Source organism: Pseudoalteromonas sp. S1610 (assembly GCF_005887465.1).
GTDB classification, from domain to species: Bacteria; Pseudomonadota; Gammaproteobacteria; order Enterobacterales; family Alteromonadaceae; genus Pseudoalteromonas; species Pseudoalteromonas undina.
Genome location: NZ_PNDI01000036.1, coordinates 22845 through 48158 on the forward strand (window position 1 = coordinate 22845; position 25314 = coordinate 48158).

A 25314-nucleotide genomic window follows, 5' to 3' on the forward strand; every position below is an offset into this window, starting at 1 on the left:
TAACAAAAGGTACTCATTCTTTACTTTTTCTTGGCGTGCCCTTGCTTGGGCACAATCGAAAAGTAAAGAATCAGCGCTATCCACGAAAAGAAGATAGCGCCAACTAGCCAGCCATTTTTTTCATGGCCTTGGCTACGCTTACTGTTAAGAATTATCATGATAGGAAAAATATAAGCACACAAAACAATAATTAAAAAAGCAACTTCAGTCATTATTTTTCCAAGCTAAGCCAATCAACTTCACCACTTAACACCCGCTCTTGCGCGATGTAATGCAGAATATCACCCGCATTTACTGCATAATCTAGAGGTGGATTTAAATCCATATTCTTTGCACTTAAATTATGAGCTACACCTAACAATATTGCATCATGATCGTACTTAAAATGATGAAATAATTTACCAAATTCCATGGTTTTTATATCTCTGGGTATTTGTAGGCTAAATTGCGTATCACCATGCAAAGTAGATAACAACTCTTCTTGAACTCGACTTGAACCTGGGTCTTGCATTGAGCGCACCAAAATCTCTGCTGACTTAGTGCTACTACACTCTACATTGTGGCAATGCTCTAATAACATTTCCACTTTCGTTTCATCAAAAAAGTGTGCGCTAATGTGACAATCTTCTTTGACTAAACGGCTAATACGCAGTGCGGTAGTAAATGTTTGGTCGTCATCTTGGCCATCAATAATCACTTTATCGGCATGGCGAATGGCAACGCGTTCTAATTCATCCAAATCGGTAAAACTAGTCAAACGAGCAAAATCAACATTCTCATTACTTAAAAATGGATGCTCTATTTGTTCAGTAACCGCCAATAAAATACGGCGGTCTGTACGTTTAGTATCAGCCAAAATATAGTCGATCATTTTTTTTGTTCGAGCATTATGCCAACCAAAAATAATAATGTGATTACTACTGTGAGCAAAGTTTTTATCACCAGTCATAGCGCGCCTAATTAAGTAAGTTACTGTTTGCCCTGTTTTACCTAACAAGACACCAAATAAAGCCAAACCAAAGGGTATTTGTATTAATGCGACAATCCAACGGCCCAAGTCAGATGATGGACTTAAATCTCCATACCCTACCGTTGAAGTGGTTACCGTGTAGTAGTAAAAAAAGGTCCCTGGCGAAAGTAGTGCTTGCTCATTAGCCATAAATAATAAGCACCAAGTAAGTAGCATGTGTAAAGACGTTGCTATTACAACAGACTGCCAACTAACCTGATCAATGTGACTGCGCAACAGCACAACAATACGTTTAAAAATATGATGCATAATTTTTTGTTAATCGATTGATTATTTGAATCATTTGGTAACACGATACTGCACATCATAACACTTAAGCAACGTTTTACTGTAATCGAAATATTCACGGTTCGTTATGAATAAAAATAAGAGTAAACTATAGTTATTAAGTTATGAGGAAAGAATGGATCTATTATGTCAGGTGTTTTAGCGTCAGTTGATCAACGTACTCAGCTTGTAGGTGAGAATCGTTTAGAATTGCTACTTTTTTATTTACATAGTCGCCATTTATTCGCACTCAATGTATTTAAAATTAAAGAAGTGGTGAAGCTTCCCCGTTTAAGCAAAATACCGCACTCTCACCCTAAGGTGACGGGTGTTGCCAATATACGAGGTGAATCTATTCCGGTGATTGATTTACGCCAAGCCATTTCTATGTCGCACAAAGAGCATGGTGAAGATTGTAATTTAGTAGTGACTGAATATAACCGTACCACCCAAGGTTTTTTAATTGGTAAAGTTGATCAAATCATGAACATGACCTGGTCTGATATTATGCCACCACCCAGCTCAGTGGGTAAAAATCATTACATTACTGCACTTACTAAAGTACAGCGCGACGACGTGGAGCACTTGGTAGAAATTATAGATGTAGAAAAAGTACTGGCTGAAATAGTTGAGTACGAGGTTAATATTTCAGATGGGGTGTTAGACCAAACTATAGTTAACGAATTCTCTGGGCGAAAAATACTACATGCTGATGACTCGCCAACAGCACGCAAGCAAGTTAGCGATACGCTATCGCAGCTTGGTATCGAAATCGTTCCTGCCAGTAATGGCTTGGAAGCACTCAATATGCTTAAAAGTTGGGCCGATGAAGGCCGCGATGTTGAAAAAGAATTACTTATGGTGATTACTGATGCCGAAATGCCTTCAATGGATGGTTATCGATTAACCTATGAAATACGTAACGACAACCGCTTAAAAAACTTACATGTGGTACTTAATACCTCACTAAGTGGCAGCTTTAACCAAGCCATGGTGGAAAAGGTCGGCTGTGATGCATTTTTATCAAAATTTCAGCCTGACTTACTGGTGCAAGAAGTACAAAATCGTTTAAAACATGTGTTAGGCAACGCTTAATTATAAAACTAGCAAATATCTGCCAGGGTAAATATTTGCTAGTAACATTCTCCTCATCAGCAACCTTTAAAAAATCTGCCTTACTGAGTGGTTATTCAAAGCGGTGTTTGCTAATCCTAAGGTTTCATGATTAATTAGCAAATAAGTTTTCACTAACTCGTTATTAATTATGCTCAATAAAGTTGCCAGCCCATTTACTAAGCTCGTCGAGCGCTACTTACCCGACCCATTTATATTTGTCATTATGCTCACTATTATTACCTTGGGTATTGCGAGTTTAGCGACTCCTGCAACTACACTTGAGGTAATCACATCATGGGGTAGCGGGTTTTGGAACTTACTAAGCTTTGCCATGCAAATGCTGTTGGTGCTAGTAACAGGCTACATGCTCGCCAGTACCTCGTTAATAAGTAAGTTATTAACAAAATTAGCAACGCTTGCTAATACGGCTCCAAAAGCCATTATTTTAGTGACATTTATTTCGCTGTTAGCAAGCTGGCTTAATTGGGGATTTGGCTTAGTAATTGGGGCTTTATTTGCTAAAGCAATTGCCAAACAAACTCGAGTAGATTATCGGCTATTAGTAGCAAGTGCTTACTCAGGTTTTGTAGTATGGCACGGCGGATTGGCAGGTTCCGTACCACTAACCATTGCCAGCGAAGGGCATTTTTCACAGGCAACAATGGGGATTATTGGCACCGAGCAAACCTTGTTCGCAGGTTTTAACATTGCGATTCTGATTGGCTTATTTATTATTATGCCGTTAGTTAACCGTTATATGCTACCGAGTGAAAAAGACAGTGTTTATATTGACCCATCACTGCTTAAGAACACTTTAGCCGATAAAGTAACAATAACACGCCCTGCGCAACATTTAGAGCAAAGCAAACTGCTTGGCATGGGCATTGGCTTACTCGGACTTGCCTACTTAGGTTATTACTTTTTTATCGCAGGTGGCGGCTTAAATCTCAACAGCGTGATAGCGCTTTTCTTATTTTTAGCTATCACACTGCATCAGACCCCCCACAATTTACTAAATAGCCTACAACAAGCGATTCCAAGTGGCGCGGGAATTGTAATTCAGTTCCCTTTTTATGCCGGTATTATGGCGGTTATGGTCGATACAGGGTTAGCACAACAAATATCGCAGGGCTTTATTGCCATCGCTGATGCCGATAGCTTGCCATTTTACAGTTTTATTAGTGCGGGGTTAGTTAATATGTTTGTGCCCTCAGGTGGCGGACAATGGGCAGTACAAGCGCCTATTGTTATCCCTGCAGCACAAGAGCTTGGTGCAGATATGGCAAGGGTTGCTATGGCTGTGGCGTGGGGAGATGCGTGGACTAATCTAATTCAACCTTTTTGGGCACTGCCCGTATTGGCTATAGCGGGCCTAAAAGCTAAAGATATTATGGGTTTTTGCGTGGTACAGCTGATTATTACTGGGGTGTTTATATCGTTGGTATTGAGCTTTTATCCGTGAGTATTTTGGTAATAAATAGGCGCGATTTTATATCGCGCTTGCTAGCTGCAAACCAAAAGAACTAAGTAAGAAAGTAAAGTTAACTGATAAGTCATTTAACCTCACCAAATAATCTCACCTAGTGCTAATAAATTACAGATCATGTGAGCGATAATGCAATACCACAAGTTACCCGATAGATGACGAATTAATCCCATCAAACAAGAAAACACAAACAGAGAAATAAAAATTTCAACTTGATCATACTGCCCATGTAACAATGTAAACACGATACTTGGGATAATAATTGCACCAATAGCTCCCAAGGCTGTTTTTTTCAGCCTGTAGAATGCAACTCCTCGAAAAACTACTTCCTCAAATATAGGCCCAATAAATACTGCTGCTAAAAACAGCATAATTTTAGCTAAAAGCGAGTTTGTTTGTGCTTCAACTTCTAACATAAAACCTGGCAAGGCGACTTCCATAAAGCCAAAAAGCCATTGTTCCAGTAAAACGTAAGCCGCTGTTAATAGCACTGTAATGATTAAAGGAAAAAGAGCCACCTTCTCTATTGCTAAACGCCCAATAACTTCGCTTTTATTTTGCGCATCAAGAGTAGACTTTAAAAATGGCAGCGTAAGTACAGCAGTGAGGAGGGTAGATATAAAAACTAAGCCGGGATTCGAATCTAGTTGCTCTAAATGAGTAATGTCATTTAATAATAATGCCCCACCACCCGATAAAAAAATAATCAAGTATGAAGCCATTGGGAGCGCCAGTGAAAAAAAGGCCAACCAATAAAGCGTGTACAATAAAGATTCCACTGTACTTTGGTTTACTTGTTGTTTTATCGCATCATCCATAATTTTATCAGCTCACGGCTTCTTGTTATTTTTCATTCTGAGGGATAGCACCATACCAATTCCCCCATTAAGAAACAAACCAAAACTAACATCTTGCTATCGCCATACAAACCTTAAAAAATACCGTGCAAAAAAAAGCATGGTGAGCAAAATTTGATCTGCCATACTGTTTTTTTTAGCTCGATAAAATTGTCATCGGTAGGCTAAGTATTGGATTTTCTGAATCTGCAAAGTGCATCATCACTGCTACATGGCCTACAACTACCAGCGCATACATTACTGCTGAAAAGCCTTGTCCATATTTATCTAATGGCAGTAAATGTGAGTAATGTCGGCCGCGCCATTCAAACACAATTTCTAGCGCCCCAACAAATAAAAAGAACACTAATAACATTAAACCAAAGGTGTAACTTAGCCATAAACCAAATAGCACACCTAGTAAGCACACACTTAAACCAACCCAAGAGCGCATTGAAAAGCTAATGCTTTTAAGTACATGCCCGCCATCAAGCGGTAAAATAGGCAGTAAATTGAATAAATTAAGCAGTGCACTAAGCACCGCAACACCTGCAAATATTTCCATTTCCGTAGCGTAATAAAGCACTACACCAAGTACAGAAGTAAACAAACCAAAGGCAGGCCCCATTAGTGATATAACCACATCTTGCCAGCGCGTAGTTATTTTATCGTCGCTAACGGCTAACCCGCCTACAAAAGGAATTAAATAAATGCCTTTGGTTTTAATGCCAAAATACTTCATAGCTCGTACGTGGCCATATTCGTGTACCACCAGGCAAGCAATCAGCATTAACGCAAATTCAATGGTAAACAGCCACGCATAACCGGCCACCGATGCACTGGCAAGCGCCACTTTAACAACTTTAGCACTTTTAAATAATTTAAAGCCAAGCGCCGCGAGCCCTAAAAACCCTTTTTTAGGTTCGCCTTGTGCTACTGCAGGTAAAGCTAACTGAGTTGCAAACTGATTATTTACATATAGCGCCAAGCTTTGCTGGCTTACTTCGCTGCTATCAATACCAATTAACTGCTCATCAAGCATAAACTCGACATAATTTTCACGTGGGTTTTCAAATGCTATCGCTTGCTGATCATGAAATATTTTTACAACTTGCTGCCCTGATATCATCAGCGTAAACGGTTGCTCTGCCAGAGAAAGATCGACTTTTATCATTGTTATACCCATTATAAATTATGGCGCTAGTATACCTTTCCACCAAAAAAACACGAGTGAGCTAGCATCATTTTATTAGCGATAATTTAAGGTAAAAATGCCTAAAATACTGACAAAAACTATTCAAGCGACTATTTTTAGTATTACAGGAAGTAAGTTATAACTACCAAGGACACCAATGCGAACTCAATTGCCAAACATACTCGTTGTTGATGACTCAAAAGCCATTTTAATTGTTATGAAAGCGATTTTTAATGAGCTCGAAATGCCAGAAGTCACCACTTGCTTAAGCGCAGTTACAGCATTAGAGAAAGTAAAGCCTGATATAAACTTTTATGACGCCATATTTACTGATCTGAATATGCCAGAAATGGATGGTATGGAGTTAATTCGTAATTTAGGTGAAATAGGCTATTGCGGTGCGATTGTTATTATTTCTGAAATGGATCCTAAAATAATCAGCCTAGCAGCTGACCTAGCCAAGCAGCACAATGTGCATTTAATTGGTAACCTTACCAAGCCTGTGCAATTAAATCAGGTAAATACGTTACTTGCCAAAATAGCGCAGTTAAACAGCCACACACTTGTAAAAGAGCGCCCAATTACTAAAGCTAAGCTGATTAGCGCATTAAAAAATAATGAAATAACACCGTATTACCAACCTAAAATAAATATAAACAATAACCAAATACAAAGTGTTGAAGTATTGGCTCGCATTGTTTCAAATAAAAACGAACGCGTTATTTTACCAAGCCGCTTTATAAGCCTTGCAGAGCAATGTGATTTAATCAATGACATTACTTTTACGCTGTTTGAAAAAGCCTGCAGTGACTTAAAACAGCTGAAAGAGCAATTGGGAGAAAGCTTAAAGTTGTCATTTAATATGTCGCCATGCCAGTTAAATGATTTGAACTGTCCTAATAAGTTATTACTGCTATTACAAAAGCACGGCGTGCTTCCCAGTGATGTGGTTGTTGAAATAACCGAACAACATGCCCTTTCAAGCTACACTCAGTTAGAAACCTTAAATAGATTCAGAATATTTGGTTTTGGTATTTCGCTGGATGACTTTGGTACTGGCTTTACTAATATTAATCAATTGAAACAGCTTCCTTTCACTGAAGTTAAAATAGACCGCTCTTTTATAAGCCATATTGAAACCGATAAGTTTTCGCAAGTGGTGGTCAGCTCATTAATTAATATGACTAGCCAAGAGCAGCTACAACTTGTTGCTGAGGGTGTTGAGCGCCCAGAAGAACTTGCCTACCTAAAGCACTATCAAACAGACTTAACTATACAAGGATTTTTATTTAGCTGCCCAAAAGCAAAAGCTGAATTTATCTCATGGGCGCAGCACTGGATAAAAACAGCCACTAAAACAAATAATAACTAGGGCCTACTGACCTTTGTCTGTTGATATTTACAGACCTCCTAACGAGGTTCGTTATCGTCGGCGCTGACGATATGTTCACTATCAGCTAAACGTTGATGCCAACGTTGCTTAGCCACGGCACGCATGTTGGTAGATTGATCTCGCTCATCAACAATTTCTAAACCCATTAACGCTTCGATCATATCTTCTAGGGTTACAATGCCTTGTACATCACCGTATTCATCGATCACTAAACAAATATGGGTTCGCTTGGTGAGTAATGTTTGTAATAACGACGACACGTTTTGCGTACTCGGTACGGTATAAATAGGCTTAACCAGTTTACTAATTTTGTAGTCTGTACCTAAGCGGTGGTATGCCAACATGATATCGTTTTTATGAACAAACCCTATGATATCGTCAGCATCTTTGTCGTAAATCAGCACTCGAGAGAATGAGGAAGAGCCATGTTCACTTAAGTACTGATTTACAGTAAGGTCTTTATGAATTTTAAAAATAACCGTACGCGGAGTCATTAAATCGGTTAGTTTTGCATGTCTAAAGTGCAGTAAGTTGCGGATGATCTCTGATTCATCAGCATGAAGTGCCCCTGACTCACTGCCAATATCGGCCATCGCTTCTATTTCTTGGCGAATATAATAGGCCTCATTATGCTTTTGCCCCATCAAATTGGTTAGCTTTTGTGCAGCCCATACAAACGGCTTAAGTACTAACACCAAAATACGTAAACCATAAGTCACACTCGGTGTTAAAGCACGCCAATAATTGGCACCCAAGGTTTTTGGAATAATCTCAGATAACACCAGTACCAATAAAGTCATAATTGCAGATGCAATCCCCACTGCAGCATCTGAGAATACAACGGCGGCTTGTGCACCTACCCCTGCGGCACCAGCAGTATGGGCAACTGTATTAAGCGTTAAAATAGCCGCTAATGGCTGATCAATATTACTTTTTAGCTTTTCAAGCTGCTTCGCCAGCACTGGACGCTCTTTGCGCAGCAATGCAACATAACTAGGCGAAATGCTTAATAGCACCGCCTCCATTATTGAACACAAAAACGAAATCACAATCGCTGTAACCATGTAAATGATTAATAGTGTCACTTTTTTTCCTCTATATTGGATATATGAGCATCATAACAATACATGCTATATTTGGCCAAATACCCAATAATAATAGGCATAACAATGAATTTAAGCGCACCTTGGCATCGTTACGCAAAACGTTTTACTTACTTAGCAACCCTACTAACATTAAGTAGTCTGAGTTTAACGACCTTAGCCGCCCCACTCGATCAATCAAAAATCCAATTTATTGGTCCGCTTGCAGAAGATATGCAAGCTAAGCCATTTCAAACACCCCATAGCGATGTGATTATAAATAATCTAATTGCACAGCTTAAATTAAATACAGAAAGCTTTGTTGTATTTGGTAAAAAACACAAGTGGCAACCACTTGATAAAATTAACGCGCTTACTTTAGGCGGTTTACAAGCACTTAAATTTAATTTGGAAACTAACCGATTTACTCAAGGCTCCTTAAACATTAAAGGAATAGAGCAAGGCCAGGTTTTTATCAATGGTAAGAAGCAAACTGGTGAAAACCAACGCTATCAGCTTGCTTTAAATAACGGCTCACATACCGTGGTCGTCATCGCTCAACAGGTTGCTAATTGGAATGATGTTAGCTTAGAGTTTGTGCCAAAAGCAGAAACTGACGTCGTGACCCTAACGACAAATAAAACCAAGCGTTTATCGGCTAAGCAATTGTTTGACGCTCCGACTATTAGTGCCCTCTCTTTGTCGCCTGATGCCAAACATTACTTAAGTACAACCAAGCACTATAGTGACAAAACCGGCAACGACGCCATTACCACAACCGAGCTTAAAAATACTAATAACCAAACGGTATACCGATTTGAAGCAGCCCAGCCAAGTCAGTTCATTTGGAGCCCTAATAACCAATTTTTAGTTTATTTACTAAACGGTGAATTAAAGCAACTAAACCGTAAAAACTTAACAATTAAAACTTTAGCTTCTGGCCTTGAAGGCGCAAGTAATTTCAACTTTTATAACGACAGCAGTATTATATTTAGTTGGTCAAAATCGCCAGAAGAAAATAACAGCCTAACCAAGCACCATAAAGGTCTTCAAGATCGTTGGTCATATGCCCGTACGGTTAGCCAATTATATTTACTCGATACCAACAGTGGTTTAACCAAAGCCCTGACCGAAGGCGTATTGAGCCATCAACTTGAAGATGCTAACAGCAACCGTGGAAAACTATTAATAAGCCGTCCAGTAATGGCGATGCAAGCCTCAACTCACCCAGAGACTGAGTTGGTTGAACTTACATTAAAATCCAACAGCATAAAATCATTAGGTAAGTTTAAAACCTTTAATCAAGCTAAATATGCCGCAAACAATATTTATGTTGTTGCAGGCCCTGATTTTAAGAATGGTGCAGGCAGAACATTACCAAAGAACATGCTGGCTAATAATTACGATGGCCAGCTGTACTTACTAACTGATAATGCCAAAAAAGTAACGGCGTTAAGCAAACAGTTTGACCCCGCAATTGGCACATTAGAAGTACTAAGTAATGGTGATGCGCTAATCAAAGTGACAGAAAAAGATACCCAACCACTGTATTTATTTGACCTGAGTAAACAGCGCTTTAAAAAGTTAAATACAGGCTTTGATATTGTGCAGCAATTTAGCTTTTCAAATACACGCAATGCCCAGTTATTAATTAGTGGCAGCAATGCGTCGAGCGCTCAACAACTCAAGCGCTTAGACGTAAGTAAAAACAAGATAGAGCTCATTTGGGATTCAAACCCAATTGCATATGCCAATACGACTATTCCTGCGCTTGAAGAATTTAACTTTACCAATAAGCGTGGCGCAGAAATCTCTGGCCGTGTTTATCTGCCAAGCAATTTGGATAAAGCCAAGAAGTACCCTGCTCTTGTTTATTATTATGGTGGCACCTCACCAGTAACACGCGGGTTTACGGGCCGCTACCCTTTTAACTTATGGGCAGCAAACGGGTATGTGGTTTATGTTGTACAACCAACCGGCGCAACGGGTTTTGGGCAAACTTTTTCAGCTCAACATGTAAATGCTTGGGGCGACTATACCGCCGATGACATTATGCAAGGCACAGAGGCATTTTTAGCTAAATATGATTTTGTAGACAGTAGTAAAGTAGGTAATCTTGGTGCATCTTATGGTGGCTTCATGACTATGCTGCTTGCCACCAAAACCGATATGTTTAGCGCATCTATTGCGCATGCCGGTATTTCAAACTTAACGTCATACTGGGGTGAAGGATGGTGGGGTTATTTATACTCAGGCGAAGCCTCAAAAAATAGCTTCCCGTGGAATAACCCTCAACTTTACAGCCAGCATAGCCCTGTATTCCATGCTGATAAAGTAACCACACCATTACTGCTTATTCATGGTGACAGTGATACCAATGTGCCTGTGGGCGAAAGCTTAACTATGTACACCGCACTAAAACTGCTTAATAAAGACGTTGAAATGATAGAGTACAAAGGAGCGGATCACCAAATATTTGCGCGCGATAAGCGATTTAATTGGTGGAACACCATGTTGGCTTACTTTGACAAAAAGTTAAAAAATGAACCACAATGGTGGGATTCAATGTATAAAGATTAGCAACCATAATGCGCACTTTCTTGCTCAAGTGAAAAGTGCGCATTACAAGAGTAATGTTATTAGACCAATTCGTAATATAATGTTACCGAAAAACAACGATCTCTGTGTTATACAGGCCATCAATGATGCTAATATGCAAAGCTGAAACTAAAAAAATAACAGACTATGGCAATTAATGTTTTATTGGTTGAAGATGACGAACTACTCGTAAAGCGCATCCAAAATCATTTTATAAATACCGAGTTTTCTATTGACGTTGACCCCACCGGGGCCGATGCGTTAAATGTTGTTAAAAGCCGCGTAAGTCAGCGCAATACTATTTCCTTGGCAATAATTGATATTGTGCTACCAAAACGCGACGGTTTACAACTTGCCAAAGAGCTAAATACGCTCACCGATATTGGCGTTATCTTATTATCGAGTCGTGACTCACAAGCCGATCGAATTGCAGGCCTTGCTCAAGGTGCCGATGACTATATTTGCAAGCCGGTAGATTTACTTGAGCTTGAGCTAAGAATGCGCGCCCTATACAAACGAGTTGCCAATAATCACAGCGACGATGACAGTGAAGAGTTTATTGAATACGCCGATTTTAAGCTTCATCCAGATAATCGCACCCTTATTACAGCCAGTGGGATTGAATCACGACTGACTGAAGCAGAACACAAAGTGCTTATTTGTTTGATTGGTAATGCTGGTAAAGCGACTTCCCGTGAAAAAATATCAGAAGAAATTGGCCAGCCCGATTGGAGCCCCAACGATCGCACAGTAGACGTGTTAGTGGGTCGTTTACGTAAAAAGCTGAACGATGAGAAAGATCAAAAACGTATTGTCACTGTTCGCGGTAAAGGCTATATGCTTTCAATTTAAAGCCTTAGTGTTGGGTTAACTGCGATAATAAACGCTCAAATGCCCGATAATTAAGCGCTTCTTTAAGCTCATTTAAACTGATTTGTGGCGCACCTTTTAAATCACTAATAGTTCGCGCCACTTTGATTACTCTATGATAAGAGCGCGGCGATAGCGCCAGCTTTTCACTGGCTCTGGCTAAAAACTGCAGCTCTGCAGGTGGTAACTCACAGTGTAAGCTCATTTCCTTGTTATTTAACCGCGCATTTACTTTACCTTGGCGTTTAAGCTGAGCTGCATAAGCTGCTTCTACTCGTGCCCTCACCTCAGCACTGGTTTCTTCTGTAGTTGTACTTTGTAGCTCCACGCTGCTCAACCTTGGTAGTTCAATTTGCAAATCAATTCTGTCAATAAACGGCCCCGATACTCGCGATAAATAGCGCATTACCTGATCGGGTGTCGCCCGTTTATCATGATGACACCCAGTTGGACTAGGGTTAAGTGCTGCAATAAGCTGAAACTGCGCTGGAAATTCCATTTGTCTGGCCGCGCGCGAAATCGTCACTGTTCCGGTTTCCATTGGCTCGCGTAGCGAGTCTAGCACTTTACGCTCAAATTCAGGGAGCTCATCTAAAAACAACACACCGTTATGCGCTAACGATATTTCACCGGGTTTAGGGTTAGACGAGCCCCCCACCAGCGCTACTGCAGAACAAGTGTGGTGCGGGTTACGAAACGGTCGCTGACGCCAATTGGTTAAATCAATTGAGTGACCAATAATTGAATATAAAGCAGCAGTATCAATGGCTTCATCATCAGACATGGTTGGCATTATTGTGGCCATTCGTTGTGCAAGCATTGATTTTCCGGTCCCTGGTGGACCTAAAAATAGTAAATTATGCCCACCAGCAGCGGCAATTTCTAATACACGTTTAGCACCAGGTTGGCCTTTTACATCGCTTAAATCGAGTAAAAAATCTGGCGCTTGGGTGCAATCAGGGTAGGCAATGTTAAGCGGTAAAGGTTGTTGATTGAGCAAGTCTCCCCATACCTCTTGAATAGAACTGACGGCTTTTCGTTTTACACCACTGACAAGGCTGGCCAAACTGTCGTTTTCAAGAGGCAGAAAACAACAACGATTTTGCTCTTTAGCACCAAGCACTGAAGGCAAAATGGCATTTACAGCACGTATTTCACCATTAAGTGCAAGCTCACCGTAAAATTCATACTTGTGAATATCAGGGCAAACTATTTGTCCCGATGCGACCAAAATACCTACCGCAATCGCAAGGTCAAATCGCCCACCATCTTTAGGAAGATCGGCAGGGGCTAAATTGATTTACATACTAGCTAATGGGATAATATTTAAATTGACCAAGATTATAAGAACTAAAAATGAAACCAACAGCTTTCATCTATGGGCGGGTTAGTAGCGACAAGCAAACTATAGGTACGTCTATTGAAATACAAACTGACCTCAAGAAAGCGAAGAAAATAGCATCTGAGCATGGTTGTGAATTATCAGAGTTAATAACTATTGATGAAGGGGTCTCTGGCTTTTCTGGTAGTAACTTAAAAACAGGAAAATTAAAAGACTTGTTAGAGATAGTTAAAAGAAATGACCTTATCATCTTAAGAGCGCTAGATAGATTCTCACGAGGCTCACTATATAAAGTAAATAGTATTTTCACAGATTTATTACATAAAGGTGTTCGATTTTATACCACTATGGATAATAAATTATATGGTGGTGAGAGCAGCAATAAGGTCGTCGATGCAATAGTTAGCGTAATTGGATTCAATAGTGCATTTGAGGAAAGCAGTAAAAAAGCAGCATTAAATAACGATTATATATTAAAGCGAATTACCCAATTCAATGATGGTATACGAGGCTTAAATAATGCTCCTTTACATCATGGAAAAAGCATCCCTTTTCACTGCCAGCTAGTAGGTGAAGATAAAAGTAAAGTAGTAGTAAAGCATCCTAAGAATTTTGACGTAGCAAAAGAGATTATCGCTCTTGCTTTAAACGGAGACGGTCTTCACAAAATTATTAGAGTGGTTAATGAAAAGCATAATATTTCAAGAACAAAGCAATGGTTAAAAGACTATCTCAAGAGCCATACTCTTTACGGCAACTGTATTTTGAAGGTTCAAGATAGAACGCAAAAAGTTATATATGATGGATTCGGCGAAACATACCCCAAGAAAGAATATATTTTGAATGAATATTATCCTGCGGTTTGCACAAAAAATGAATGGCTAGGCCTACAGGAAACTAGAAAGCGCTCCATTAAACTCAGATCTGAAGGTCAAAAATACTATAGCTTATTATCGGGAAGGCAGCGGTTGTATTGCTCATGTGGCAAACCATTAACCGTCATATATGGGAGGAATGCCACACAACCAATATATTATGGTTGTATTGATCAAATATCATGTCGAAATATGGAGCAAATTTACGCCTTGAATCATGTAATTGCTGACGCTGTAACAGGAGATATTTATAAAAAAGACACAGATAAAAATACAAAAAATCGTGAGATAGAAACAAACAAATTAAATGGTGAAATAACGGAGCTTCAGGAAAGCATAAATAATATGCTGAAACTTGTAGAAGACCACCCTCTAGCATACGGTGATAAGTTCGCTCCAAAAATAATAGAGTCAAAAAAGACTATAGAAAAAAAACAAAAGTTATTAGATGAAGTTAATGGTCAGAAATTTATAAGTTCTCGAACAATCGAAGAACGGAATATGATTCCTAATGAAATTAGGAAGATAAAAGATCAGTTGTTAAATGGTACAAGTGAGCAAAATCTAGAAAATGGAAACAAGATATATAAAATAATAAAACGAATAATCTTAGATAAGAATGGATTAATCAGCATTGAGTTTGAGAGCGGAGAATTTGAAGCATGCTATTTCCCAATTCAAAATAAGTCAAAAGGCCGAAGAATGGGCTGTTTTCTGCATATCTTTAATAATACCGAAGATAGTTTGTACTCTTCCATGAAACAAGACCCTGAATTCTCATTAATCACATTTACTAGAGAAGAGCTAGAAAACAAAAACCATGTAATACATATAGATAAAATAAACCCTTCCTTACTGAAATTATTCAGCCACGAGAGAACTATTATGGCGTGTGACAAAGCAGTCAGCCATATAAATAATTATGTAAAAAGTTATGGATATTTTATTTTAAAAAGCTCATTCGCTATAGACAGCGGATTAACTGAAAAACAATGGCAAAAGCATAAATCTTACTGTATAGCTTTTTTTGAAAAGCGAGGAATGATATGTAAAGTTGAGTTCATTACAAAAAACAATGGCCGAAATAGTATTTCCATTATTTCAGACAAAGTATACACAGTAGAGGATATCCACGGCATTTTATGGAAGAACATTAAAAATTATAAACAGCTTATAGTGCTTTCGTAGCATCATAGCTATTTTACTAATCATTCTTTATGTCAAATATATAACTGAATCTTAATCTATTGCCTACTAAGGAATTAAATTTTATAGGAAAGAGGCTAAGTATAAGTATTTTATTTAGTCTAACTTAGTTGCTTCGTAAAAATATGTGCTGGACCGAGTCAAGAAACAACTTGGCTTATGAATGAGCCAGCTTCAATTAAGAGCCTGCCCTATTTCTAATTAGAGTGGGTTTTACGACTCTAAAGATCTGTCGCTTATTAAAGCCATATGATTAACCCGTCTCTAAACTTAATCTAATTAAGTCTTAAAAATTCGCCTTTAAATATGTAAAAACCACTTCAAAAAAAGAATATATAAACCAAAAAATAGGCATCTAACAAAATCAAAAACCCCAAAAGCAATAGAAAATGACAATAAAATGCACTGTTTACATTCGTTTACAAAAAACATGCGCATTTGCTTATAATTCATACAAGAAAAGCATGTTTGCAGAAAAAACTTTTATATATATACATGAGTACTCACTAAATTTAGTGAGTTGTTTTGATTTAAACCTTACGAATATCGTAAGAAGTAAAGGTGGATATATGAAGACATACAATCACGTTTTTAAAAATTTAAGTAAGCTCATGGAGCTTAAAGCTAAATGGGAAAGTGGCAGATATAGTAAGGCTGAATTATCAAGGCACTATAAAGTGAGCGAGCCAACGATATTGAGAAATTTAGAAAAGCTTAAAGCACTAAACTGAAGATAGAATATGAGTAAATCGAATTGATTTACAGCAACAATTAAAACATAAACTGCCTGCATAAGGGGGCGAATTGAAAAATAGGTAAACATAATGAATACAATTACGAATAATAAAATTACAAAATTGGGAGCACCATTTACTGTTATAGAAGAGCACGTACAAAAAAAGGTTGACGCCACCACAACGCAACCCTTTTCTAAAAAATCCCACAATAATATTTATACAGAAGAAATCAACACCCTACATAAGCTGTGCGGCTATCACACGCTTATCGACTCAACGAGCCACGTGAAGAATGAAAATAAATTATCATTAATTGACGCTTTTGTAGGAACTGGTAAGACTTTGGAAGCACTCAAATTAGCAATTATCCACATGCTCTGTGGAGAGCTTGTTGTTTATGGCGTTCATACTATACGAACTCAAGTGGAAAGATCTAAAGAGTTAGAAGAGCTCATCAACGAGTATGTTCAGGTGTGTGAGTGTTTAGAGTTAAAAGGAGAGTTACAAATATTATTGAATCGTATTAAACGTGTATCAACAATAGAAAAAGACTCAGATACAACAGTTACTTCAATGTTCAATAATGTTATTGGTCAATTGTATTCAACTGGCGGCTGTGTATTCGTATGTAACCAAGCGGTAAGACTATTGAATAATGGTTCAGTAGAAAAAAATAATTCTGTTATTTTCTTTGATGATGATAATAGTTCTATAACTAAAAAAGTTATATTAAAAAGCTACAACTCAACAGATGTTAATTCTCTTAAATCGTTCTTTAATCTTAAAAATGTAGAGCAAAGCGATAAATCAACGCTGTTTATTGTTGATTCATTAAAGACGAATTATAAACAACAATTAGCTAACTTTAACGTTGTTAATCAAGCTTTTTATGAGAAAGTTAAAAGTGTTATTGACGTATACATTTTACAGAAAAACAATGATTTACTATTGTTCGTTAATAAAAACAGACATGGTCAGTATGATGTTTTATTGTCTACTAAATTATCATTAAGAGTTGTTGAATCATTCAAAAAGGTTTATGCAGTTTCTGAAAACGTTAAAAACGATAACTTAGCTGTGTTTGATTGGCTCAGTAAAGGTATAGAGTATGATTATTCTCTTTTACAATATGATTCTGTTAATCGTGGTGAAAAGTTTCTTTTAGATGTTAATGGTAAGCCTATGTTAAAAATTGCTCTTATCGCTGGACGTGAATCATACAAAATCGGTAAAGCTATCAATAGTGCGACAGAAGGCTCAGTCTCTAAAAGAATAATAAACTATCTTGAACAGTCTAAAAGTAACTTTAGTAAAATACACATAGCTTGTAACAAACGTTCAAGAGAATTATTTAATGATCTTAAAGTTCCATTTGTAGAAACAGATATTGATACACGTGGTAGAAACGATTTAATGGATTGTGACGTAAGTTTGTTATTTGGTATCAACACTATTATGAACAATGATAAAGAGTTCTATAAAATGGTTTACAAAATGACTGACGAACAGATCTTTGAAAATATAACCATTGCACCTGTAATTCAAAACGTGGGTAGAACCGCTATTCGTAAAACACAAAAAGTACCGTATACGTTGATTTTACCTGATTACAAAATTGCTGTGTTAGTCTTAAAACGTCTTTCAAAATATTATCCTGATGTATTCACGAATGATGTTAATGATGAGCTGTTAGATAATGCTGACGTAATAGCAGAAGATGCTTTTAAAGAATCTAACCAAAAATATGCCGACCGTGAATTAAGTAATTCTCATTATGTAAAATTAACTCGTTTACGTGAAAAACATGGCTCAGAAAATGTCGAAAAAATGATTCAAAAATTTAATGGGAAAGTTTTAACTGTTATCGAATATTTTAAAAATGAGGAAAAACAAGAAAAGCTATTATTGAAAGCTGTAAATACAATTGCACGTAAAGCTAAGAAACTAGTTAAATCGGACAATGTTAAAAAGGCTGCTGAAAAAGTCGGTTTAAATGAGTTCTTAGTACAAGCTAAAGATCTGAAAGGTAAGGCTATCGCTGAACTGGTTAATGATATTAATACCCATGGTGGTGTTGATGAACTAATTAAAACACCACCTATTGAAGCTGTTGAAAGAATTCTAAAACCAGTTGCAAAGAAAGATTATTATATAGAGGACAGCATTTTAGATATTATGCTTAGTAATAAAGCAGACAGTACAAAAATAGTTAAATGTGAATCGAAAAGTGAAATGTTTATTGATGATGAAATAGAATCTATCTTAATGGGTAACTCTACTGTTGATGTTAAAATTGAAAAGCCAGTTATGGCTAGTATTGAACATTTTGATGTTAGTGTTCAAAATATTCTTATGAATTATTAATAAATACAGTTTGCCCCACTTTTTGTAAGATGGCTCTAATAAAGAACTATATTACAAAAAGTGGGGCAAAAATCGAAAGAAATGATTAACAATAAGGAATAGAACATTAATTGCAATATAGTTCTTTTTAAATGATACAAATTACCAAAATCAGTTATTTACAAGCTACGTAGTAGCGCAGTTGCGAAGCTATATTATGTATAAACTAGTGACTGTTCTATTCACTATACAGCCTCTTACGAGGCGCAAGACCTAAAGGCCATTGCAAGTAACTAGTTATCTCAATTAATGTAGTAAGTTAACTATTAATATACTCAAAAAAACAATTAATTTTGGATTGGTGCGTAGCAGCAAAACTAAGCCGAAAGGCCATAATATAAACATCAATTCCCCTCCAGAAATTACACTTTTTGTATATCAATCGGTGTTTTAATAGAATAACCAATACAGATGAATGCGTCTGCTACACTCATACTTTCCATAATCCAGGATTGCTATGAAACTCACTATTTTCACTTTAATATTTCTATCCAGCCCCATTTTATCAGCAAAAACTTATGGTGAATTAATTGTGTCGGAAATTGTAAGTATTTACGATGGAGACACATTTAGAGTTAACCTTGATGGTGATATGCCCCGAATTTTTGGTGAAAACATAAGTATTCGTGTAGCTAATGTGGATACGCCAGAAATTCGTACTAAGTGTGTTCAAGAGAAAATCTTAGCTAGAAAAGCAAAGCAATTTTCGGTTCAAAAATTAAGAGAAGCTAAAGTAATAGTTTTAAAAAATATTCAACGTGGTAAGTACTTTAGAATAGTAGCTGATGTGTATGTAGATGGTGTACTATTATCGAAACAATTACTTGATAATAACTTGGCTGTTCAATATGCTGGAAAAAAGAAAACACATAATTGGTGTATAAATAATACACCAAACTAAAAAATACTGTCAAAGGGACTTTATGACAACTAATGAAAGTTTGTGCTTAAGTATATCCAAAATAATTAAAGATTATAGAAATAATGAATTTGGTAACTACGACCAAGAGCATGTCCAACGATGGATTAACCAGTTTGAAGATCATGAACAGGAAATTGTACTACTTGAAACAAATCGAATCTTAAGAAAAAACTTTATCACAATTGAGAAATTTCATGAATTCGCTGATACTGTAATATCATACGATGGCGTATACGGAAAAGACCAGAAAGATTTTTGGGACCACGTTTCGATACTTCAAATTCAAAAACAAGGTAACAGTCAAAGTGAGCTAAACAAAATTTTCATCGATAAACTTTCGAAGAGTTTTAATGTTGAAGGCATAATCAATGCTCGTGCAAATAATTACTTATATATTGACGACTTTATTTTCACTGGAAACAGAGTTTTTACCGATATAAGAAACTGGCTACAATCAATGCGTCCTAATAATTGCGTTGTTCATATTGCTACTATTGGTTGGTATGTATACGGTCAACATAACTTAAAAACTAGGTTAGATAAACTAGTTCAAGATGCATCTTTAAACATCAAATTTGTATTTAGTACTTATGACAACAATATATTTGAAAATAGGTTGGTTCGAAAAGATTACTCTGAAATATTTTGGCCGACATCTGAAGTAGAAAGCGATTCTAAAATTAAAGGCTATGTGCAAGAAAATAATGCATCCCCAAAGTACAGAGTTGAAAACGGTATCAAAAATAGAGTTTTTTCTCGCCCAAGACGTGAGGAGTATGAAAAAATACTTTTAAAGTATGGCTTAAAAATAATGAGTTTCCCAAAAAATAATAACTCATTAATTAAGCCCCTCGGATATCATAGGTTTGACCTTTTTGGTTTTGGATCAACAATATTTAACTTTAGAAACTGTCCTAACAATAACCCATTAGTATTTTGGTGGGGAGATCCCAAAGCCCCTGCTTATCACCCATTTAGTAAATGGTATCCATTACTACAAAGAGATACTTATAAGAGTTAGTATGAATCAAGCCAACATTAGGCAGTACGATTTAAGGAATGTCGCCTCATTTAGAATTACTAGTGAAAAATGGGGTGAGCTATCCAATATGTGTGCAGGCTTTCCACTTGTCGTCAACAATACTCAAATAAGAAGCGCAGAAGCATTGTATCAAGCATGTAGATTTCCTAGCTATCCTGAGATACAAAAAAAAATTATCGAACAAAATAGTCCAATGATTGCCAAAAAGGTCACTAGACCTTACATGGGAGATACTAGAGGTGATTGGATGGACGTTCGTATTCTTATTATGAAATGGGTTATTAGAGTTAAATTAGCTCAAAATTGGGATACTTTTTCTAAAGTATTACTTAGTACTAATTGCATTGATATTGTGGAAGTATCGTCTAAAGATGACTTCTGGGGTGCGAAGCCACATGGTGATAATGTATATAGAGGTGTAAATGCATTAGGCCGATTGTTAATGGAGTTACGCCTACAAATGCAAAACAATAATCGAGAAAATTTTTTACATGTGAAACCTTTAGCTATAGAAAACTTTTTTTTATTGGGTGAAAAAATAGAGTTAGTCCGTCATACAGATGCTAATAAATATAAATCTAAACAAAAAAACCTGTTTGATATCTGAAAATAAGAAATTAGTAGCACTAACTTCCTATTTCAGCTTGATTGCTAACCTCTAGTAACCTTACGAGCATTGGGTACTTATTTGGAAGACCATACATAAGCGATCAGTGTCGAACCCCTGTGTCAGTTATATTCCTATTATTCAAAGATCTTTACTAGCTCTTCACTCTTGATGAACTCAGTTTCTCTAAATAAATTTGGGTTTCTTCTTAAGATTCTTTGCATCTCGCCTTTTAGCTCTCCAATCACTTTTTTTCCATATCTATAACGCTCTACGTTACTGTCGTACTTTTTGTGGAGTAAACGAATTTGTTTTGCGTAAGCCGATTCCTCAGGCTTCTTTGTCTTAAGATCTTGATCAATGAGACGGTCTATAGAAGCATCCCTTGCTTTCTCTGTTGCATTCTCAATAAGCATTTCAGCCTTTTCCACTGAAATCTCCTGATATAAAGCATTTATATGATGAGGACAAATATACTCAGATTCTAAATCTACCCCCCTAGTAACGAAGAAGGCAAAACCACTTTTCTCAACCTTTTGCCTTATTTTATTTATAAACTTATCCTCATGATAATCTCTATCTCTATGGATGATTACCTGTATATCTGGTCTTTTATCTTTTAGATATTTACCCAGTATTAAAGCTCCACTTATCTGATCTGCACCAAGGTAAGAATAAAACTCAGTTACCTCTAAATTACAGCCTTGTGCTTCAAAATATGAAATAACATGATCATGATTTTCATCTTCAGTTAAAACAACAAATTGAATGCTATCTTCGAGCTCAACTAACTGAGCCTTTAAGTTTTCAATTTCACTTTGGTGTTCATAAATTTTTGTCAAATAAGGGGTTATAATTGGTAATAATCCCATATTTTCATGAAGAACATCGGTTTTCTCATGTGAAACAGCATCAACTTGAGTGCAGTTATCTTCACCTTGTGAAATATAAAAAGTATTTACATTATCACCATCTGTTTGATCAAGCGCATAAAATGCAGGCGAGTGAGTTGTAATGAAAATTTGGATATCTTTTGAATACTCTTTAAACGTTTTAGCAAGTTCAAAAGCATACCTCAACTCTAGATTATTTTCAGGCTCTTCGAAGCCCCAAATAGTATCTGGCTTAACATAACCAGCTCTTGAAATATTTCTCTCTTGCTCTGACATATATTTTAAAATCACAGGTATATGCCTAATCTTTATTCCATCACCACGCTGTTTTAAATGGTAAGTATTACCCTCTAATCGAACACCAAAATCTAAATTAGAAAATAACTGCTTAAAGTCAGAAGGGACTTGGATTGTATTTGAAATCCCTATTTGCTCAGATAAATCTTTGGTTATACCTTTGGTGATCTCTTGGATACCACTTATAAACTCTTCACCTTGAGTGGATAAAGTATCTGCATGGGCTTCATTCAAAACATCGTATAATTCACCCATTAGGGCTGAAAAGTAATCTTGTCCTTTTATCGCAGGAATATATCTATACCTAATTTTATCTAGCCATTGTGACACACCATCCCTAGGCGGTACTTCATTACCACTCTCAATGTATTTTCTTTCTTCTATAATAGAGCCATCTTGCCTCCATCGTTTGGTCCACCTCAATGGCTTCGCATGTTTAAAACGTCTTTGGGGCGGTTCAATGATTAAATCAATTCTAATTTCATGTCTAGTGCCTTTCCCCGTATTAGAGTGATAACAATAATCCTCAGAGAACCTAAAGCGAGTATCTAGATCTGTTTCATTATTGAAAAAAAGATTCAATGCTCTCAATAGATTGGACTTTCCTTGATCATTTTGTCCGACAAAAATATTAAGCTCCGAGAATTCTAACTTTTTTGTTACTGACTTTAAGGAACGGAACTTTCTAATCTGGACAGACTTAATAATTTCCATATAAACAGGCGACTCCATATTTAAATATATTTGTAATTTGCTTTTATCATTAGAGAGATAAGCGTAAATGAACTTATCAGTTAACAGTTTTTATAACAATTAGAATTAGAGCTTACTTTAGCGAAAGTGTACCTAATTTAAGTCTTCAAATTGAATTGATTTATATTTTATTGTCCATATATTAAAAGAGCTAGTATCTGTTAATTAATAAGTCAGCATTCCTTTCCTCGTAACTAGGATTTAGTCATGAGGAAAATAGGAACATTTTTAATCAATTTATTGAAATTGCTCTTTTGGTTGGTACTTGTTGAGTACAAGATTTCAAACTTTGAAATTCATTATTACTTTTCACATGTAGCAATAGTTTTATGGAGCACCTTTAGCGTAATTATTTTTATTTGGAGGTCCAGAAACAGAGATAAAAAAGTACTTATAGATAGACGTTTTGTTAAATTTAAAATATTAATAAGGTTTATCAAATTTTTAATTGAGTTTATTTTATAATTTTTGGAGTTTAGATTGCCTACTTGTTTTTATGTAGCACTAAACTGATTTATTGATTTTGAGGAAGGGTAATAGCCTTCTTCGATGTAGTTTCATGCAACCGCTCATCACAACGGATACTTAGCTTGTCAAATAGTCGGATGAACTCAGAGTTTTATAACAATATACATATTTTAGAGAAAATGGTTATTTCTCTAAATGAAAATGTTAGTAAGCACCCAAGATACGTCTCTTCATTCTTTAGAGATGCTTATTTTGATCTTATTGCAAGAAACTTTGACAAAAATAGTGATTACACAACTTGGATAATGAATCAGATAATCCTGATATATTTATTTCATTTCACGTGTATACATAATCCAGACTATTATTTAGAAAGATTGCACTCGTTCATTCCATGGCGAGCAGTGAAGAGGAACTCAAAGAGAGGTCCTCCAAATAAAGATTAAATACTTCAATTTAGCCTCGCTGTCATTTCATAACTCACTCAACTCACTATCATCAATACTCTTTCTTACTTTCTGTATTGTTGAACGACTACATGATAATAATTTTTGAATACGTGACCATGACATTCCATCAAGTAACAATTCTCGGATCTTATTTTGTAGCTCTATATTCGTAGGACGACCCATTTTAACACCTTTCGCTTGTGCTATTTTACGACCTTCATCGCATCTACGTTTTCTATCTTCAAGATCCTTACGAGCAGTTGAAACCAATAGTTCTAATACTAGATCTGATAAGAAGGAACCAATCATTGATAGAATCCTATTATCTTTATCTATCATACCTGTAATACTAGGTAACTCTGGCGATAGTATTAATAAATCTTTTTCTTTAATCTTAGCTTTCAACAATTCCCAATCGCTCGCATTGAGCCTTGATAATCTGTCAACCTGCTCGACTATGATTGCATCACCTATTTGTGCAAAATCCAATAATGCCATTAACTGCGGCCTTTCTAGTTTCGCGCCCGATTCTTTTTCCCAATAGTAGCGATCGCTAACAATTAAATTATTGTCTTTGGCATAATCTAGTAGCACCTTCTCTTGTCGTTCAATATTTTGTTGAACAGTCGATACTCTCATATATAAGAAACATTTCATGGCTTTGCACTAGTTCGTTAATTCAGTACGTTAAGTATTGGTCCGTTTAATCAGTATGTAAAGTTATAAATTAGCCCTTTTTAAAGTAGTCCGTTATTTATAATTAAACGAACTAGCCAATATTCACTCTAGCTGAATTATGCCTGCCTAAGTAAGCGGCTAAATATTCATATGTAAATATTCAAATAAACAATCAAAGTATGAAAAAAAATATTGGAAGACCAATGCAAGGTAAAGAGCCAAGAGTTAATAAAGTTAGTTTTCGAATTTCAGACAGTGCAAAAAACGGAGTTTTAAGATTAATGAACAACTCTAATCTCAATAGCGCTATAAACTCATTATTGGAGAATTTAGACTCAAATCTCATATATGTTTCTCATCATGAGAAAGAGCTTTTAAAAAAGGTATATGGTATTGAAGCAATCGCATTTTACTCAAAAGTTATTCTTAATGATTTAAACGAAGCTCGTGATATTGAAAAAAGTAACCTCTTTAAAGAGGATTATGTAGATATCAAATACTCAACTCATGACTCATAACTATGGTGCGACTATGAAAAGACTTATAGAAGATAAAAAAGTGAAGACGCGATTATCATTTAGAGAGTGGAGGTCATTTAATATTCAATTAAAACGACTTAAACGAAACTTAAAAAAGGAAGCAGATTGCAAAGCAACTGAAATAGTTCAGCAGGAAATAGAACTTATATTAAAAATATTGGGAATAAATGGACAAGCTTAAAAAGCTTTTATATCACATAAGCAGAGCTTTAGGCTTAGGCTTAGGCTTA

19 protein-coding genes and 1 pseudogene are annotated in these 25314 nt (G+C 36.3%); 12 read left to right on the top strand and 8 right to left on the bottom strand.

Annotated features, from left to right (window positions below; all coding sequences use genetic code 11):
• Nucleotides 1-20: 20 nt before the first annotated feature.
• Both CWB77_RS13110 and CWB77_RS13115 read right to left on the bottom strand, forming a co-directional pair.
• On the bottom strand, nucleotides 21-212 hold the full coding sequence (locus CWB77_RS13110; protein ID WP_010391937.1) for a hypothetical protein: 192 nt from the start codon (nucleotides 210-212) through the stop codon (nucleotides 21-23).
• On the bottom strand, nucleotides 212-1279 hold the full coding sequence (locus tag CWB77_RS13115; RefSeq protein ID WP_075169525.1) for a potassium channel family protein: 1068 nt from the start codon (nucleotides 1277-1279) through the stop codon (nucleotides 212-214). The genes CWB77_RS13110 and CWB77_RS13115 overlap by 1 nt, the downstream gene beginning before the upstream one ends.
• 165 nt (nucleotides 1280-1444) lie before the next feature.
• Here CWB77_RS13115 and CWB77_RS13120 point away from each other — a divergent pair, with 165 nt between their 5' ends.
• Entirely contained in the window at nucleotides 1445-2392 is a 948-nt protein-coding gene (locus CWB77_RS13120) for a chemotaxis protein CheV (protein WP_010391933.1), read from the top strand.
• A 169-nt stretch (nucleotides 2393-2561) separates the two neighbouring features.
• On the top strand, nucleotides 2562-3875 hold the full coding sequence (locus CWB77_RS13125) for a short-chain fatty acid transporter (protein ID WP_138623066.1): 1314 nt from the start codon (nucleotides 2562-2564) through the stop codon (nucleotides 3873-3875).
• Between the two features lie 101 nt (nucleotides 3876-3976).
• Here the strand turns inward: CWB77_RS13125 and CWB77_RS13130 are convergent, their stop codons facing one another.
• Nucleotides 3977-4717, bottom strand: a complete 741-nt coding sequence (locus CWB77_RS13130; RefSeq protein ID WP_138623068.1) for a CPBP family intramembrane glutamic endopeptidase — start codon at nucleotides 4715-4717, stop codon at nucleotides 3977-3979.
• A 175-nt stretch (nucleotides 4718-4892) separates the two neighbouring features.
• Nucleotides 4893-5909: a metalloprotease gene (locus CWB77_RS13135; protein ID WP_138623070.1), complete on the bottom strand. Its 1017-nt coding sequence runs from the start codon at nucleotides 5907-5909 to the stop codon at nucleotides 4893-4895.
• Between the two features lie 178 nt (nucleotides 5910-6087).
• Between CWB77_RS13135 and CWB77_RS13140 the strand changes: the two genes are divergently transcribed.
• Nucleotides 6088-7302, top strand: a complete 1215-nt coding sequence (locus CWB77_RS13140) for an EAL domain-containing response regulator (RefSeq protein ID WP_138623072.1) — start codon at nucleotides 6088-6090, stop codon at nucleotides 7300-7302.
• Between the two features lie 38 nt (nucleotides 7303-7340).
• On the opposite strand, the gene CWB77_RS13145 is transcribed toward CWB77_RS13140, so the two are convergent.
• A complete protein-coding gene (locus CWB77_RS13145) occupies nucleotides 7341-8408 on the bottom strand; it encodes a hemolysin family protein (protein ID WP_008108284.1) in 1068 nt (355 codons plus the stop codon).
• Nucleotides 8409-8492: 84 nt separating this feature from the next.
• On the opposite strand from CWB77_RS13145, the gene CWB77_RS13150 reads away from it, so the two are divergent.
• Together CWB77_RS13150 and CWB77_RS13155 are read left to right on the top strand one after the other, a co-directional pair.
• Nucleotides 8493-10985, top strand: coding sequence for an alpha/beta hydrolase family protein (locus CWB77_RS13150; protein WP_138623074.1), 2493 nt, complete (start codon nucleotides 8493-8495; stop codon nucleotides 10983-10985).
• A 165-nt stretch (nucleotides 10986-11150) separates the two neighbouring features.
• On the top strand, nucleotides 11151-11855 hold the full coding sequence (locus tag CWB77_RS13155) for a response regulator transcription factor (protein ID WP_008108280.1): 705 nt from the start codon (nucleotides 11151-11153) through the stop codon (nucleotides 11853-11855).
• 4 nt (nucleotides 11856-11859) lie between these two features.
• Here CWB77_RS13155 and CWB77_RS13160 read toward each other — a convergent pair.
• Nucleotides 11860-13173, bottom strand: a pseudogene (locus tag CWB77_RS13160) (YifB family Mg chelatase-like AAA ATPase); the annotation flags it as partial.
• Nucleotides 13174-13229: 56 nt separating this feature from the next.
• On the opposite strand from CWB77_RS13160, the gene CWB77_RS13165 reads away from it, so the two are divergent.
• From CWB77_RS13165 to CWB77_RS13185, 5 genes are all read left to right on the top strand, one after another.
• Nucleotides 13230-15278: a recombinase family protein gene (locus CWB77_RS13165; protein ID WP_138623076.1), complete on the top strand. Its 2049-nt coding sequence runs from the start codon at nucleotides 13230-13232 to the stop codon at nucleotides 15276-15278.
• Nucleotides 15279-16120: 842 nt separating this feature from the next.
• The gene (locus CWB77_RS13170; protein ID WP_138623078.1) at nucleotides 16121-18397 is read left to right on the top strand and encodes a hypothetical protein; all 2277 of its coding nucleotides are present in this window, start codon (nucleotides 16121-16123) and stop codon (nucleotides 18395-18397) included.
• Nucleotides 18398-18893: 496 nt separating this feature from the next.
• The gene (locus CWB77_RS13175) at nucleotides 18894-19337 is read left to right on the top strand and encodes a thermonuclease family protein (RefSeq protein ID WP_138623080.1); all 444 of its coding nucleotides are present in this window, start codon (nucleotides 18894-18896) and stop codon (nucleotides 19335-19337) included.
• Nucleotides 19338-19359: 22 nt separating this feature from the next.
• Nucleotides 19360-20379: a phosphoribosyltransferase-like anti-phage protein gene (locus CWB77_RS13180; protein WP_138623082.1), complete on the top strand. Its 1020-nt coding sequence runs from the start codon at nucleotides 19360-19362 to the stop codon at nucleotides 20377-20379.
• Nucleotide 20380: 1 nt separating this feature from the next.
• Nucleotides 20381-21007, top strand: coding sequence for an NADAR family anti-phage protein (locus CWB77_RS13185; protein ID WP_138623084.1), 627 nt, complete (start codon nucleotides 20381-20383; stop codon nucleotides 21005-21007).
• Nucleotides 21008-21144: 137 nt separating this feature from the next.
• On the opposite strand, the gene CWB77_RS13190 is transcribed toward CWB77_RS13185, so the two are convergent.
• Together CWB77_RS13190 and CWB77_RS13195 are read right to left on the bottom strand one after the other, a co-directional pair.
• Nucleotides 21145-22911, bottom strand: coding sequence for an ATP-dependent nuclease (locus CWB77_RS13190; protein ID WP_138623086.1), 1767 nt, complete (start codon nucleotides 22909-22911; stop codon nucleotides 21145-21147).
• Nucleotides 22912-23891: 980 nt separating this feature from the next.
• Nucleotides 23892-24506: a recombinase family protein gene (locus tag CWB77_RS13195; protein ID WP_171043274.1), complete on the bottom strand. Its 615-nt coding sequence runs from the start codon at nucleotides 24504-24506 to the stop codon at nucleotides 23892-23894.
• Nucleotides 24507-24748: 242 nt separating this feature from the next.
• Here CWB77_RS13195 and CWB77_RS13200 point away from each other — a divergent pair, with 242 nt between their 5' ends.
• Entirely contained in the window at nucleotides 24749-25063 is a 315-nt protein-coding gene (locus CWB77_RS13200) for a hypothetical protein (RefSeq protein ID WP_171043275.1), read from the top strand.
• Between the two features lie 13 nt (nucleotides 25064-25076).
• Nucleotides 25077-25265: a hypothetical protein gene (locus tag CWB77_RS13205; RefSeq protein WP_138623092.1), complete on the top strand. Its 189-nt coding sequence runs from the start codon at nucleotides 25077-25079 to the stop codon at nucleotides 25263-25265.
• The last annotated feature ends 49 nt before the right edge of the window (nucleotides 25266-25314 follow it).

Excerpts from the sequence above, each read along its gene's own strand:
- CWB77_RS13200 (WP_171043275.1), top strand. The coding sequence starts at position 24,749 with ATGCAAGGTAAAGAGCCAAGAGTTAATAAAGTTAGTTTTCGAATTTCA.
- CWB77_RS13130 (WP_138623068.1), bottom strand. The coding sequence starts at position 4,717 with ATGGATGATGCGATAAAACAACAAGTAAACCAAAGTACAGTGGAATCT.
- CWB77_RS13120 (WP_010391933.1), top strand. The coding sequence starts at position 1,445 with ATGTCAGGTGTTTTAGCGTCAGTTGATCAACGTACTCAGCTTGTAGGT.
- CWB77_RS13150 (WP_138623074.1), top strand. The coding sequence starts at position 8,493 with ATGAATTTAAGCGCACCTTGGCATCGTTACGCAAAACGTTTTACTTAC.
- CWB77_RS13125 (WP_138623066.1), top strand. The coding sequence starts at position 2,562 with ATGCTCAATAAAGTTGCCAGCCCATTTACTAAGCTCGTCGAGCGCTAC.
- CWB77_RS13190 (WP_138623086.1), bottom strand. The coding sequence starts at position 22,911 with ATGGAAATTATTAAGTCTGTCCAGATTAGAAAGTTCCGTTCCTTAAAG.
- CWB77_RS13205 (WP_138623092.1), top strand. The coding sequence starts at position 25,077 with ATGAAAAGACTTATAGAAGATAAAAAAGTGAAGACGCGATTATCATTT.
- CWB77_RS13170 (WP_138623078.1), top strand. The coding sequence starts at position 16,121 with ATGAATACAATTACGAATAATAAAATTACAAAATTGGGAGCACCATTT.
- CWB77_RS13135 (WP_138623070.1), bottom strand. The coding sequence starts at position 5,909 with ATGATAAAAGTCGATCTTTCTCTGGCAGAGCAACCGTTTACGCTGATG.
- CWB77_RS13140 (WP_138623072.1), top strand. The coding sequence starts at position 6,088 with ATGCGAACTCAATTGCCAAACATACTCGTTGTTGATGACTCAAAAGCC.
- CWB77_RS13155 (WP_008108280.1), top strand. The coding sequence starts at position 11,151 with ATGGCAATTAATGTTTTATTGGTTGAAGATGACGAACTACTCGTAAAG.
- CWB77_RS13115 (WP_075169525.1), bottom strand. The coding sequence starts at position 1,279 with ATGCATCATATTTTTAAACGTATTGTTGTGCTGTTGCGCAGTCACATT.
- CWB77_RS13165 (WP_138623076.1), top strand. The coding sequence starts at position 13,230 with ATGAAACCAACAGCTTTCATCTATGGGCGGGTTAGTAGCGACAAGCAA.
- CWB77_RS13180 (WP_138623082.1), top strand. The coding sequence starts at position 19,360 with ATGACAACTAATGAAAGTTTGTGCTTAAGTATATCCAAAATAATTAAA.
- CWB77_RS13110 (WP_010391937.1), bottom strand. The coding sequence starts at position 212 with ATGACTGAAGTTGCTTTTTTAATTATTGTTTTGTGTGCTTATATTTTT.
- CWB77_RS13175 (WP_138623080.1), top strand. The coding sequence starts at position 18,894 with ATGAAACTCACTATTTTCACTTTAATATTTCTATCCAGCCCCATTTTA.
- CWB77_RS13195 (WP_171043274.1), bottom strand. The coding sequence starts at position 24,506 with ATGAGAGTATCGACTGTTCAACAAAATATTGAACGACAAGAGAAGGTG.
- CWB77_RS13185 (WP_138623084.1), top strand. The coding sequence starts at position 20,381 with ATGAATCAAGCCAACATTAGGCAGTACGATTTAAGGAATGTCGCCTCA.